This window comes from Ilumatobacter nonamiensis YM16-303 (genome assembly GCF_000350145.1).
GTDB lineage: Bacteria > Actinomycetota > Acidimicrobiia > Acidimicrobiales > Ilumatobacteraceae > Ilumatobacter_A > Ilumatobacter_A nonamiensis.
Genome location: NZ_BAOL01000256.1, coordinates 1 through 13,118 on the forward strand (window position 1 = coordinate 1; position 13,118 = coordinate 13,118).

The following is a 13,118-nucleotide window of genomic DNA, read 5'->3' on the forward strand; positions in this document are numbered from 1 at the left end:
GGTGCGGCGCACTCGGCGCCGCACCCACCCCTCTCAGATGGTCAGCTCTCGATCCAGGCTTCGTCGACTTCGACGCGGCCGGCGATCGATTGCTGGTTGGGGTTGCCCGACTCCAGGGTGAGGTGCTGGAGCCCGTGGACGCCCTCGCGGTACGGGTTCGCCCACTCCGTGGTGTTGAGCCACATGTTGAACACGTTCTCGGCGAACAGTTCGCTGATGTCCTGACCGATCGCATCGAGTTCGTCGGGGTCCGCCGTCGCCCAGGACTGCTCGAGCAGTTCGTCCAGCTCCGGGTTGACGATGCGACCGAAGTTGAGCGCCAGGCCCTCGGAGAATCGGCTGTGCCACCACACGTACTCCATCCCGGGGTGGCCTTGGCCGTGGTTGCGCCACGAGAACACCTCGAAGTCACCGGTGATTGCCTTGGTGATCAGCTCGGCCTGCTCGAACTGGTCGATCTCCACGTTGAGGCCGCAGTTCGCGCTCCACATGTCGGCGAACAGTTCCGCGGTGAGCAGGTTGGCCGGCACGTTGGTCGTGCCGTAGGTGATCACCTCGGGGCGGCCGATCTCGTCGAACAACGCGTTTCCGGCTTCGGCATCGAACTGCGGGAAGCCCGGGTCCTCGACATACCCCGGCGAACCTTCGGAGAAGGGGCCGTTGGCCAGGGCATTTCCCGGTTCACGGAAGCTCAGGTACTCGTTGCGATCGGTGCACAGCGTCAGCGCCTCGCGTACCTGCGGATCGTCGAAGGGCGGGACCGAGTTGTTGAACATGAGGAAGGTGACCTCGCGTGCCGGGTCCTCTTCGACGACGCCGTTGCCCTCTTCGATCCACTCGCCGTTCCAGAATTCCTGGTTCTCACCGAAGGAGTCCATGTTCACGTCGGCATCGCCCGCTTCCATCGTGGCGCGACGTGCGGAGACGTCGGGCACCGGACGGAAGTTGACGGCGTCGAGATACGGCAGCGGCTCACCGTCGGCGCCGTCGCGCCAGTAGTCGGGGTTGGCGACGAGTTCGGTGACCTCACCGCGAACCTGGTTCTCCATGATGAACGGACCGGTCGCCACCATCGGAGCACCCGCGCGGTCCGGATTGTCCCAGAAGCTCGGTGCGATCAGCCAGCCACCGCGATTCGCGAGGAAAATGCCATACGTGGAATACGGATTCGCGAAGCTGACCGTGACCGACCCGTCGTCGTTCAGCACGATCGAGTCCGCCGCGTCGCCCGGGTTGTCCGGGTTGTTGGGAGCGCCGTTGGCGAGGTCGAAGTACGTCTGACCGGCGAGCACGCCACTGGCCATTTCGATGAGCGTGCGCTGCACCGCTGCACCGTCGGCTGGCGTGCCGTCGTGGAACGTGACACCGTCGCGCATCACGAGTGTGAACTCGGTGAAGTCGTCGTTGGCCTCGAACGACTCGAGGAGGAACGGCTCGATCTCGCCGTCCTCGTTCACGGTCGTCATCGTGTCGGCCACGGCGTTCATCACCGTGATGCAGGACACCGCGCAGTTGGCGCCCGGGATGTCCCACGTGTCGGACTCGGCTTCGAGGAGGTAGGTGAGTGTTCCGCCGCGCTGGATGTCTGCCGTCTCCGCATCGTCCGGAGCATCCTCTCCCGCGGCTTCGTCGTCCGTCGCATCTTCGGCGGCGGTCTCGTCGGGTGCTTCTTCGTCGGCTTCTTCGTCCGCTTCCTCGTCGGTCGTCTCGACGTCGGTCGTCTCCTCGTCGGGAGTCTCCTCGTCGGGACCGGACTCCACGGATTCGGTTTCGGTGTCGCTGTCGTTGCCGTCGTCGTCGCTGCCTCCGCAGGATGCGGCGATCATCGCCCCTGCAACGAGCAGTGTGGCGACACGGCGTGCTTCGTGTTTCATGGTTCCCCCTCGTGCGCCCCGGATGAGCGCTGTCGATTGTCCTTGGATGACTTCTCGCCGACGTTCGGTCGTCGACGCGCGCCAAGCGTGGGGCTTGACTTCGGTCCCATTGTCATACAATACTTCTGGCAACGCAAGGCGCAATTGTGAAGCCTTCCGAGGATTCAAAGCAGGAGTACATCGATGAGTGCAGATGATCTGATCCAGCCGAGTGGCGAACGTTGGGCCCAGGAGTACGAGGCGTCCCGGCTGCGCACGACGGCGCTGCTCGACGGCATCTCCGCTGAGGACGAACAGAAGATCGTGCCGACCTGCCCGGACTGGCGGGTGCGCGACCTGTTGAGTCACCTCAATGGCGCCGCCGAAGAGGTCTCCGCGGGGCGCGGCCCGAGCGGTGACACACAGGTGTGGGTCGACCAGGTCGTCGCCGATCGAGCCGACGTGAGCGTGGCCGATCAGCTCGAAAGGTGGGCGCAGAGCGGTCCGGCGTTCGAAGCGCTGCTGCGCAAGGTCCCCCAGGTCGGTGTGCTCGTCATCGACTTGCTCAGCCACGAGCACGACATCGCCGGTGCACTCGGGACGCAGTCGGATCGGAACTCGTCGGGCGTCGAATTGGTCATGTCGGCCAAGACGAGCTTCGTCGAGAAGGACCTCGAGGCGAATGGTCTGCAGGCGATCCGTGTGATCGGTGGTGACCACACCTTCGAGTACGGCACCGGCGACGTCGAACTCGAAGTGCGCGGCAGCCTCTGGGAAATGTTCCGACTCACCGGGGGCCGGCGGTCGATGAACCAACTCCGCGCCACCGACCACGACGGCGACATCGAACGATACGCGCCCGGGTTGGTGCACAACCCGCTCGCCGAGACCGACATCCACGAATAGACATCCACGAATCGAGGACGACCATGATGACCCACGACGACTGCATCCGAGCCGCGCGCAATCTCGCTCCGCTCCTGAGTGAGAAGGCGCGGGAAGGCGAGATCGCACGGCGACCGCTCGACGAGGTGATCGAGGCGGCACGCGACAGCGGTCTCTTCTCGATGATGGTGCCCAAGCGCTACGGCGGGTACGAACTCGATGTCGACACCTTCTTCGAGGTGGTGTTGATCCTCGCCGAGGCCGACGCCGCGATGGGTTGGTTGATCGGCTTCTACATCGAGCACGCGTTCTGGCTCGCCGAGTTCCCCGACGCGGTCCAGGACGAGGTCTACGGCGATGCCGACCACGTGCTCGCACCGGCTGCGCTCAACATCGGAGGCGGTACCGCCGCGCCGACCGATGGCGGCTACCGGGTCAACGGCCGCTGGTCGTGGGGCACCGGCATCGTCCACTCGACGTGGGTGATGGCCGGATGCCTGGTGATGGACGCCGATGGTGGTGCGACGCCGATGATGTTCCTCCTCCCGACCGACGAGGTCGACACGGTCGACACGTGGCACATCTCCGGCATGTGCAGCACCGGTTCGCTCGACTTCATCATCGACGACGTGTTCGTTCCGGCGGACCGGGCGGTGCCCTTCCTCGGCATCCTCGACGGGAGCTGGGGGATCGCCGAACGATACGACGCCCCGCTGTACTCGACGCCGCTGGTCCCGATCCTCGCGCTCGCTGCGGGCCTGCCGTGCCTCGGTGCGGCTCGTGGCGCTCGGGCGGCGTTCGGTGAACAGGTGAAGGAGAAGATCGGTGCCACGGGCACGGTGAAGGGCGAAGGGAACTTCGGGCTGATCGCCGAGGCATCGCTGTCGATCGACGCTGCCGAGCTCCTGATGCGTGACGCGCTGGCGAAGATCATCGACCGTCGTCACGACGCCACCGTCGACGAGCGCTCCGCGTGGGTCAGCCAGATCGCGCACGCGGTGTTCATGTGCCGCGACGCGACGAATGTGATCGCCTCGCTCGTCGGTGCCAGTGGGGCGATGCTCGACAATCCGATCCAGCGCTGCGGACGGGACATCAACACTGCGGCGAACCATGTGGTCTTCGAGCGCGAGTCGCGCTACGGCGACCACACGCGCCAGCTCTTCGGCCAGCCGATCACGAACCAACTCGTCTGATGACGTCGATTCTGTGGGTGGAAGGCAGCCCGAAAGGGGAGCGGTCGCTGTCGTCGTCGTGCGCACGGGCGTTCCTCGAAACGCTCGAGTCCGAAGTGGACGACGTGGAGATCACCCACCTCGACGTCTGGTCCGACGAGATCGTCGCATTCGGTCGGGAGGCTGCGCTGGCCAAGCTCGGTCCTCTGTTCGGTGAGCCGCACACTCCGGAGCAAGCGGCGATCTGGGAACAGGTGACGGCGCAGATCGATCAGGTCGCCCGACACGATGCGCTCGTGATCAGCTCGCCGATGTGGAACTGGAACATCCCGCACGCGTTGAAGGCCTGGATCGACGTCGTCGTCCAACCCCTCCAGTCGTTCACCCTCGACGCCGAGGGCCGCCACGTCGGCGTCATCGGCGTGGGGAAGCGTGCGCAACTGATCCTGACCCGATCGTCCGCGTACGACGGCCGGAGCCCGGAGATGGAAGATCACCAGGAGCCGTACCTGCGCTACCTGTTCGACCTGATCGGCTTCGATGTCGCCGAATCGGTGATCGTCGAACCCACGACGGCCTGGACCACGGAGGAGCGTGAAGCCACAGCGGCCGATGGTGTCGAACGATCGCGCGTCGCGGGGCGTGGGTTCGCGAGAGAACTCTCGCCAGACTGAACTCCTACGTCGATCGACAGGAACTGGAAGAGTCACGCTCATGAACATCGTCGCCATCGTCACCGGCATCCTCCTCGCGCTCGCGTTCGCGTTCGCCGCCCTGCCCAAGCTCACCAAGCAGGACCAGATGGTCCAGAACGCGGATCACCTCGGCTTCTCGACGGTGCAGTTCCAATTGATCGGCGCCGCCGAACTCGCCGGCGCCGTGGGTGTGGTCGTGGGCATGCTGTCGAGCGACCTGGACGCGGTGGGGATCGCCGCTGCGGCCGGTCTCGTCGTCGTCGGGATCGGAGCCGCCGTCACCCACCTCAAAGCGGGCGATCCACCAAAAGCTGCCGCACCGTCGCTCGTGCTGGCAGCCGTGGCCGTGCTGCACATCATCGCGACCGCCGCTGCCTGACCGCCGGGTCGGCAACATCTCGGGCTGGCTTGGGTCCGCGCGACGCGGCGCTGCGTTTGGGCGGGCCGGTTCGGAGGACCTGTCCGTCAGGGATCCGGATGGTGAGTTCTCGACGGGCGTCGAGGGTGATGGTCCAACCGGCCTGGTGGATGAGCGTGTGGTGGTGCTGGCAGACCGGCAACAGATTGTCGAGATCTGTTCGCCCACCGTGTCGCCAGAAGTCGACGTGATGGAGTTTGCAGCGGTCGAAGTGAACCGAACAGCCGGGTACTGCGCAGGTGGAGTAGAGGGCCTGGAGCGCTCGCCGCTGGGCGCGGTTGGCGAGACGGGTGATGCGACCGAGGTCGAGACGCCCGGCAGCGTGGAGGACGAGCCCGTTGGCGACGATCACCACATCGGGGTCACTCGCCCCGAGCACGGTGTGCAGGACCGAGGGCGGCAACTCGACCGGGAGTCCCCAGTCGACGACGGGCCCACCCGCTCCATCGGATCGGGAGGCATCGACGACCACGATCGGTGGCCCGGTAGACGAGCCGGCCGATGCGGTACCCAGGATCAGGTCGGCGAGTGCCAGGCCTTCGAGATGCTGTGTGCGTTCGATCGGGTTGGTGGGCGCCGTTGCGGGTGTCTCCTCGGCGAACGCACGACGGGTCGCCGTGGCGATCCGTCGGGCGAGGTCCTTGCCGAGATCGGGATCGAATCGACCGTTCAGGTTCCACATGCCCTCACCGTCGGTCCACGTGCGGAGCCGGGTGGCGCGTCGTTGTCGCTCCAGACGATCCTCGGCATCCGACGTGTCGTGCTGTTTGGCCTTGCGCTTCACGTAGGCATCGAACTCTGCGATCGAACGCTTGGCCGCAGCTTCCGCCAAGGTCTCGTCGTCGCCCAGGAGCGATGACGTGCCCGCCTCGTCGAGGTTGCGCGTGGCCCGGGTGACGACGTCGACATGTCCAGCGGAGATCGCTCCATCGGACAGTGCATCGGCCAGCGCTGTCGCTCTGCCGAGCGTGTCGGCGCGCTCTTTCTCCTGCGAGGCGGTGCGGAGCGAGCAGCCCGATGTGTCGGCGATGACGGCCTCGGGGAACGACGTGGGATGCTCGCCCAGCGCCCGTACCAGTTCGGCGCGCTGCGCCGCCACGAACGACTGGACTTCCGAGGTCGCCTCGAGTGCAGCCCTCAACTCGGCGGGCGCGACATCGGGCGAGCCTGTGGCGGCGACCACCCGTTCCAACCGCTCGACGACCCCCGACAACTGCATGGCCCCATCATGCGCACGGGGGTACCTCAGGGTTTCTCGAGGTCCGTGAGCGGCGGTCCCCTCGTCTTGTCGGGTGGGGACGGTCGCATCTCTCCCGCATCGACTTGACGTTGGTCATATTGTCATACAATATTGCGCTGAGTTCGGCCCCGGCGATGCACGATCGCCAGGGCGGGGCACTGGAGGCACCATGAGCAATGCAGATCCGATCCGCTCGAGCGGCGATCGTCGACCCCCTGGTCCCACCGGGGGCTCCCGACAGATGTCAGAGGTTGCATGAACACGTTCGCTGACGAGTCCGCGACGACGATTCCGGTCCAGTTGCGCAGAGACCGCGACCACCTCGGTGCCGACCTGCCCCACGAGGGACTGCTGGACCGGATCCGATCGGTGACACCTCTGATCGCGGAGAAATCTGCCGAGGCGGAATCGCTGCGGCGTCCTCACGACGACGTGGTGGCGGCGCTCGAGGCGACCGGCGTGTTCAAGTCGTTCGTGCCGCACGAATACGGCGGCTACGAGATCGACCCCCACGAGTTCATCGACATCGGTCTCGAAGTGGCGCAGGCCTGCTGCTCCACGGGCTGGCTGACCACCTTCTACATGGAGCACAACTGGATCGTCGCGGCGTCGCTCGGTGTCGAGGCCGTCGACGAGATCTTCTCCGCCCAGCCCTATGTGCTCGTGCCGGGAGCCGTGAATCCGATGGGCGGCGTGGCGAACGAGGTCGAGGGTGGCTTCGAACTCAGCGGGAGGTGGCACTTCAACTCCGGAATCGTGCACGGCGACTGGGCCATCCTGACCGCGCTGGAATTCACCGACGAGGCTCCCATTCTCCGGGTGTATCTGCTGCCCCGAGAGGACGTGCGTGTCGAGGACACCTGGGATGTCGCCGGCATGCGAGGTACGGGAAGCCACGACGTCGTAGTGGACGGAGTCTTCGTTCCGGAGAGATTCGCGTCTCCGATCCCACCACCGAAACGCAGAAGCACGGCGCACGAGCACTATGACATGTACCGCCTTCCGGCGTTCGGGCTCCTGCCACTCGCGGCGGCGATTCCGATGGTGGGCGCCGCGAAGCGCGCGCTCGCCATCTTCCAGGAGCGGCTCTCGACCCGCGTGCAGTTGATGAGTGCGACCACTCAGCAGGACAAGGCCTCCGCACAGTTGCGGCTGGGCAACGTCGCCATGCAGGTCGCGAAGTCCGAGCGCACCCTCCGAGCGGTGGCCGACCTGATGATCGGGATCACGGCGCGTCCAGACCCGGTGAGCGGGTTGGAGTCGGCCGAACTGCAGTTCATGGTCGCCGATGCGGCCCGTGACGCTCGGAGTGCGATCTTCTCGATCCTCGAGGCCAGTGGGGCCCATGCCCACTTCGGTGGCAGTGAGCTCCAGCGGATCTACCGGGACGTGTTGACAGGTTCGGGTCACATCGTGTTCGACGTCGATGCCAAGGGAGAGGACTACGGACGAGCGCTCGTCAAGTCCTACAACAAGGCCAGCGAGCGCGACGCCGCGAAGCACTCCGACCCATCCGATTCGCCAGCGCGCGACGCCAGCGCCCACGCCACACCGAGCGGGAGATAGTCCGATGATCGTCCTCTGGATTCTGCAGGGCCTGGTCGCTGCGCTGTTCCTCATGGTGAGCTACATGAAGCTCACCCGCCATCCGCACATGGTGGAGTCGTTCGAACTGTTCGGCTATTCCTACCGTGTCGCCGTGTTCACCGCCGTCGTCGAGATCCCTGCCGCGCTGCTCCTGATCGCCGGCATCTGGTGGCCGTGGTGCGCGGTCGCCGGAGCGCTGCTGGTGCTGCCGACGATGATCGGTGCGGCGGTGACCAACCTGCGGTTCAAGGGGCCGCCCGAGGTGCTGTTCACCCTGGCGGTGATCGCCGTGTTGGTGGCCGTCGTCATCGTTCAGTGGGGCGACTTCACGGAAGCCATCGACGAAGCCGACGCGCATCCGTCGCCCACCGTTTCTCTCTGAGACCGCTCGGAACCCGGACGTGCCGTCCCCCGCCCGGGGGAGCAGGAAGCACGTGCTGGTCTTCGCGAGCGAGGACCGTGGGCGATCGGCGTTCAGTCGCGCTGCAGCGGGTCCTTGCCGAGGGCCCACATGGTGCTCGGGTGGGCCTGGCGCTGCTCCTCGGCCGCGCCGACGTGTTTGCCCGCCGACCAACCGACTTCGGACAGGTGTTCCTCCGCCCAATCGATCGATTCCTGATCGGTCACGGTGGCGAGCGCGTCGTTCCAACGATTCAGCCACCCGGCGACACAGATGACCGACAGCGTGTCGGCGATCTGGGCGTCGGTGAAGTGGGCGCGCATCTCACGGTGGTGCTCAGCGGTCACCGCTCCGGGGGACTGGCCGGCAGCGAGCGCAAAGCGCAGCGCAGCCCGGTCGGCGTCGGAGAACAGGTTCGAGGTCTCGAACGACCACAGGGCCTGGATTCGTTCGGTGTCGGTGCCGGTGAGCGACAGGCCGTACGCCCCGTGGGATTGGCAGTGGCGACAACCCGCCGCCAGGCTCGCGATCGTGAACACCTCGAGCGTGAGTTCGAGTCCGATGCTGTTGTTCGTCATCGTCAGGGCGTTGAGCTTGGAGAACGCCTCCCACACCTCGGGACGAATCGCATTCTCCAGATGGTGGCGACCTTCGAATTCGGGGCCGGATTCAGCGTCGTTCGTCATGTCGGTGTCTCCAGGGTGTCGTCGGCGGTGACGGCAGGCATCGTCAGCCGCTGAACGCGGCGGCGACGTGGGCCGAATCCACGTACTCGTCGATCCGCGTGACCTGACCGTCGCGAACCGTCACGAAGATCGCGACCGGCAGGTCTGCGGTGCGCCCGCCGTCGAAGGTCAGCGCCAGCACGTGACGCTGCGCGAAACCGGCGGCGGTGAGGTCACGGATGATGTCTCGGTACTCGATCGTCTCGGTCTGCTTGATCATCCAGCCGAGGACGGCGAGGTTCTGGGCCTTGTCCTGCACGACGCCGTCGTTGCTGTGCCAGACCTCGATGTCGTCAGCCCACAGGGTCGAGAGTGCTTCCATGTCGCCGCGCTCGATCGCACCGAAGACTGCATCTGCGACCGTGTCGGCGTTCTGGTCTGCTGTCGGGTGTGCGGTCATTGCGTCTCCTCAGTTTGCCGCGACGGCGTGTGCGGCGCGGGCTTTGTCGGTGTGGGCGATCATCGTGTCGGTGAGTTGCTCGATGAGATCGGAGCGCAACTGCGGGTCGGCGGCGGCGAGGTTGATGCGTTCGTCGTCGTCGGTTCCGAGTTCGTAGACCTGGTCCTCGCCGGTGTCGTAGCGCGAGTACCGGTGCGTCGGGGTGATGAGGGTGCGGATCGACGTGGGGAACGGGCCCATCCGCGGGATGTCCATGTCGTCCTCGATGAGCACCGCGTCGCGCACCGATGCGGTCGGATCGTCGAGGACGGGTGTCTGACTGACGCCCTGGATGCCGTGGTATCCGTCGATCTCGCACATGTCGAGCAGAGTCGAGGGAAGATCGATGCTGCTGATGAGCGACGACGAACGACCCGGCGTGCGCCGCGGATCGGCGATCAGCATCGGGACCTGGACGCAGCCCCGATAGTGCATGAATCCCTTGAGCAGGAGGTGGTGGTCGCCCATCATGTCGCCGTGGTCGGCGGTGAAGACGACGATCGTGTCGTCGGTCTGGCCGAGGCGTTCGATCGTGGCGAGGATCTGCCCGACGCGATCGTCGATCATCTCGATCGTTCCGTAGTTGGCGGCCATGGCGGCGCGGGTGACCTCGGGGCTCGTCGCACCCGTGAGCGCGACCCACTGGTTCATGTCGTGCACCGACATCTTCTGCGCCATCTTCAAGTACTCGGGGGCACCGTCCATCGGATCGTCGAACGTGGCGGGGAGTTCCATGTCGGCGGCGTCATGGCGGTCGTACCACTGCCCCGGAGGGGTGAACGGGTGGTGCGGGTCGGGGAACGACGCCCACGCCAACCACGGAGATCCCTCCTCCGCCGCTTCCTCGATGAAGTTGATCGTGCGGTCGGCGACGAACGAGCTGGAGTGGAACTCTTCGCCGTACGGCGGGTCGTACACCTGCCACCAGGGGTCGCCGCCACGCGCCTTCGGGTTGTCGGCGGTCTGGGGGACGACGAGGTCGTCGTGGCGGGCGCCACGCTCCATCGCCCATTGGTAGTGGTGCCCCTCGACGGCCGCTCCATGGTTGAGCGACAGCTCGACGGTGTCGAAGCCGTAGAAGTCGTCGGGCCAGTCGGGGTCGCCGTCGAGGAAGTGCTCGGCGAACTCGAGCTCGTTCCAACCGGCGGGCCAGGGATCAACCATGGACGGTTCGTCGTGCGAGCCCCGCGACGTCAGCCGACTGATGCCGTTCTGGAGATGTGACTTGCCGAGCAGTGCCGTGCGGTAGCCCTCGGCACGGAATCGACGGACGTAGGTGTTCGCCCCCCACTCGAGGGAGCGATCGTTCGTGATCACGCCGTGGTTCGAGGGCATCCGACCCGTGATGAGGGTGCTCCGATTCGGCATGCACACCGGATTGCTCACCCAGGCGCTCTCGAACACGGTCCCGCGCGCGGCGAGCGCGTCGAGGTGGGGTGTCCTGACGACCGGGTTGCCCATGAATCCGACGTGGTCGGCACGGTGCTGATCGGTGATGATGAACAACACGTTCGGACGTGCGGCGGGATCGGACATGGCGTGGTTCCCTTCAGGATCAGACGAGCGAATCGGTGAGTGCGAGGATCGGTTCGACGTGATCGCCGAGCACGCGGAGGCGTTCGTCGGTGCTGTCGCCGACGACGAACCGATGGTTCAGCTGTGCGAGCACCACCGCATGTTTCCACAGCGCGAACGCCTCGTACCACTGGACGTGTTCGACGTCGTGACCCGCTGCCGCGTACCGCTCGACGATGCTGTCGCGCGAGGGGAAGCCGGTCATGTCGAGGGCGATCGTCGGAGCCCGATCGGTCGGGTCCGCCGGTTCCTTCCAGTAGCCGAGGAGCGTGCCGAGGTCGACGAGCGGGTCGCCGAGCGTCGCCATGTCCCAGTCGAAGATCGACGACACCCGGTCGGGATCCCCCGGCGTGAACATGGCGTTGTCGAGCTTGTAGTCGTTGTGCAGGATCGACACGCGAGTCGTCGGCGGTCGGGTGGCCCCGAGGCGTTCGTGGACCCGGTCGAACAGCCCGAGTTCGGCGGTTCCACCACGGATCCGGTGCCAGCGGTCATGCCAGCCGGCGAGCTGTCGTTCCACGAACCCGTCGGGGCGGCCCAGTCGCTCCAACCCGACCTCTGCGGCGTCGATCGCATGGAGTTCGGCGAGCGCGTCGACGAGCGCCATCGAGACCCGGCACGCAGCGTCGGGGAGTTCTGCCAGACCGGGCGGGATGACGTCGCGCACGACCAGTCCGCGGCGACGTTCGACGACGAGGAACGGCGCGCCGATCACCGAGACGTCGTCACAGAACGCGAGCGCCCGCGGAGCCGGATCGAACACCGGGCCGAGACCGCGCAGCACCCGGAACTCCCGGGCCATGTCGTGGGCGCCGGGCGCGATGTCGCCGAACGGCGGTCGACGGACCACCAACTCGGTGGTCCCGACGGTCACGCAGTACGTGAGGTTGGCGTGGCCGCCGGTGAACTGCTCCACCTGCAGCGGGCCGTCGAGATCGGGCACCTCGGATCGGAGCCAGAGTTCGAGACCGACCCAGTCCTGCGGGTCGGAGACAGGTGAGGTGTCGGACTCGGCCGGTGTGTTGAGATTCGCCATCAGATCGAATTCATCCCATCTCGGCCATCACATCAGGGTGATGCCGCCGTCGACGAGCAGCATCTGCCCGGTGACGTAGCCGGCCATCGACGAGGCGAGGAAGAGTGCGGCGTCGCCCATCTCCTCGGGCTCGCCCCATCGGCGCATCGGGATTCTGCTGATCGTGGATTCGTAGACGTCGGGGTCGTCGTGGCTGCGGCTGGTGAGCTTGGTGTTCACGAAGCCGGGCGCCACTCCGTTCACCCGGATGCCGTGCTTCGCCCACGCGGCGGCGAGCGACTTGGTGAGCGTGACGAGTGCGCCCTTGCTCGCGGAGTAGGCGGGCTGGCCCGGGGTGGCGATGAAGCTCGAGGTCGAACCGATGATGACGATGCTCGCCGCCTCGGACTCGGTGAGGTGCGAGCGGAAGGCCGTGCACAACGCCATCACGCCGTTGAGGTTGACGTCGACGACCTGCCGAAACGTGTCGATGTCGTACTCGGCTCCTCCGTACGCCACCGTGCCGACGCTGGGCACGAGCACATCGAGCGCGTCGAAGCCGGTGGCGAGTGCTTCCGCCGCGCCCGGGTCGGCCACGTCGAGCTGATGGAACACGAGCCCGTCGAGGTCACCGTCCGGATAGTCGGCAGCGCTCGCGCGGGTTCCCGTGACGTGCACGTCGGCACCTGCCATCTGGAATCGCCGGGCGGTGCCCAGGCCGATCCCGCTGCTCCCACCGGCGACGAGTACCTGTCGCCCTGTGAAGTCGATCACCGTCGGTGCGTCAGTCGTCGACCAGGACGGGCGGGGTGTTCTCGCTCATCGTCTCGGTGAGCACGTCGTCCGGCGTGCCGATGATCGCTTCGTAGATCTCCTGCGGGATCCCGCGCTGCCACGGGCGGTTCGGGTCGAACTCCGGCTGTGGCACCGGAGTGTCGGTCGACTCGAAGACGTCGGGGTTGCGGTAGCGCTCGAGTTCGTCGGCGGAGATGCCCGCGAGTTCGACGACCTCGGGATCGATCCAGGCCCGCCCGTCGATCGGCTTCGCCGACGTCGCGACTTCGAGGCTGAGATCCTCGGGGCCGGCGAAGTAGATCGAGTGGCACATGCC

Annotated in this window: 13 protein-coding genes and 1 pseudogene; 6 read left to right on the plus strand and 8 right to left on the minus strand. The window is 66.3% G+C overall.

Translation table 11 applies throughout. The features are described 5' to 3' along the window. Positions 1-41: 41 nt before the first annotated feature. A complete protein-coding gene (locus tag ON45_RS18985; protein WP_040496079.1) occupies positions 42-1,874 on the minus strand; it encodes an ABC transporter substrate-binding protein in 1,833 nt (610 codons plus the stop codon). Between the two features lie 183 nt (positions 1,875-2,057). Here ON45_RS18985 and ON45_RS18990 point away from each other — a divergent pair, with 183 nt between their 5' ends. Genes ON45_RS18990 through ON45_RS19005 form a run of 4 tightly spaced genes read left to right on the plus strand, consistent with a single transcriptional unit; the run spans position 2,058 to position 4,987 of the window. Further along, positions 2,058-2,759, plus strand: a complete 702-nt coding sequence (locus tag ON45_RS18990; RefSeq protein ID WP_040496081.1) for a maleylpyruvate isomerase family mycothiol-dependent enzyme — start codon at positions 2,058-2,060, stop codon at positions 2,757-2,759. Positions 2,760-2,782: 23 nt separating this feature from the next. After that, entirely contained in the window at positions 2,783-3,934 is a 1,152-nt protein-coding gene (locus ON45_RS18995; protein ID WP_040496082.1) for an acyl-CoA dehydrogenase family protein, read from the plus strand. Next, positions 3,934-4,587, plus strand: coding sequence for an FMN-dependent NADH-azoreductase (locus tag ON45_RS19000; RefSeq protein WP_040496084.1), 654 nt, complete (start codon positions 3,934-3,936; stop codon positions 4,585-4,587). Before ON45_RS18995 ends, ON45_RS19000 begins: the two co-directional genes overlap by 1 nt. 40 nt (positions 4,588-4,627) lie before the next feature. Further along, a complete protein-coding gene (locus tag ON45_RS19005; protein ID WP_040496085.1) occupies positions 4,628-4,987 on the plus strand; it encodes a DoxX family protein in 360 nt (119 codons plus the stop codon). Here the strand turns inward: ON45_RS19005 and ON45_RS19010 are convergent. Next, on the minus strand, positions 4,965-6,245 hold the full coding sequence (locus ON45_RS19010; protein ID WP_040496087.1) for an HNH endonuclease signature motif containing protein: 1,281 nt from the start codon (positions 6,243-6,245) through the stop codon (positions 4,965-4,967). The genes ON45_RS19005 and ON45_RS19010 overlap by 23 nt on opposite strands. Positions 6,246-6,521: 276 nt before the next feature. Between ON45_RS19010 and ON45_RS19015 the strand changes: the two genes are divergently transcribed. Then, entirely contained in the window at positions 6,522-7,832 is a 1,311-nt protein-coding gene (locus ON45_RS19015) for an acyl-CoA dehydrogenase family protein (RefSeq protein WP_040496089.1), read from the plus strand. Between the two features lie 4 nt (positions 7,833-7,836). Further along, on the plus strand, positions 7,837-8,235 hold the full coding sequence (locus tag ON45_RS21895) for a DoxX family protein (protein ID WP_051063380.1): 399 nt from the start codon (positions 7,837-7,839) through the stop codon (positions 8,233-8,235). Between the two features lie 92 nt (positions 8,236-8,327). Here the strand turns inward: ON45_RS21895 and ON45_RS19020 are convergent, their stop codons facing one another. The 6 genes and pseudogenes from ON45_RS19020 to ON45_RS19045 all read right to left on the minus strand — a co-directional run. Beyond that, the gene (locus tag ON45_RS19020; RefSeq protein ID WP_051063382.1) at positions 8,328-8,939 is read right to left on the minus strand and encodes a carboxymuconolactone decarboxylase family protein; all 612 of its coding nucleotides are present in this window, start codon (positions 8,937-8,939) and stop codon (positions 8,328-8,330) included. 43 nt (positions 8,940-8,982) lie between these two features. Next, positions 8,983-9,378, minus strand: a complete 396-nt coding sequence (locus ON45_RS19025; protein ID WP_040496091.1) for a nuclear transport factor 2 family protein — start codon at positions 9,376-9,378, stop codon at positions 8,983-8,985. Positions 9,379-9,387: 9 nt separating this feature from the next. After that, positions 9,388-10,953, minus strand: coding sequence for a sulfatase family protein (locus tag ON45_RS19030; RefSeq protein ID WP_040496094.1), 1,566 nt, complete (start codon positions 10,951-10,953; stop codon positions 9,388-9,390). A 19-nt stretch (positions 10,954-10,972) separates the two neighbouring features. After that, positions 10,973-12,028, minus strand: coding sequence for a phosphotransferase family protein (locus ON45_RS19035; protein ID WP_040496096.1), 1,056 nt, complete (start codon positions 12,026-12,028; stop codon positions 10,973-10,975). Between the two features lie 27 nt (positions 12,029-12,055). Further along, entirely contained in the window at positions 12,056-12,781 is a 726-nt protein-coding gene (locus tag ON45_RS19040) for an SDR family NAD(P)-dependent oxidoreductase (protein ID WP_040496098.1), read from the minus strand. A 10-nt stretch (positions 12,782-12,791) separates the two neighbouring features. Next, positions 12,792-13,118 (minus strand): annotated as a pseudogene (locus ON45_RS19045) (VOC family protein); the annotation flags it as partial.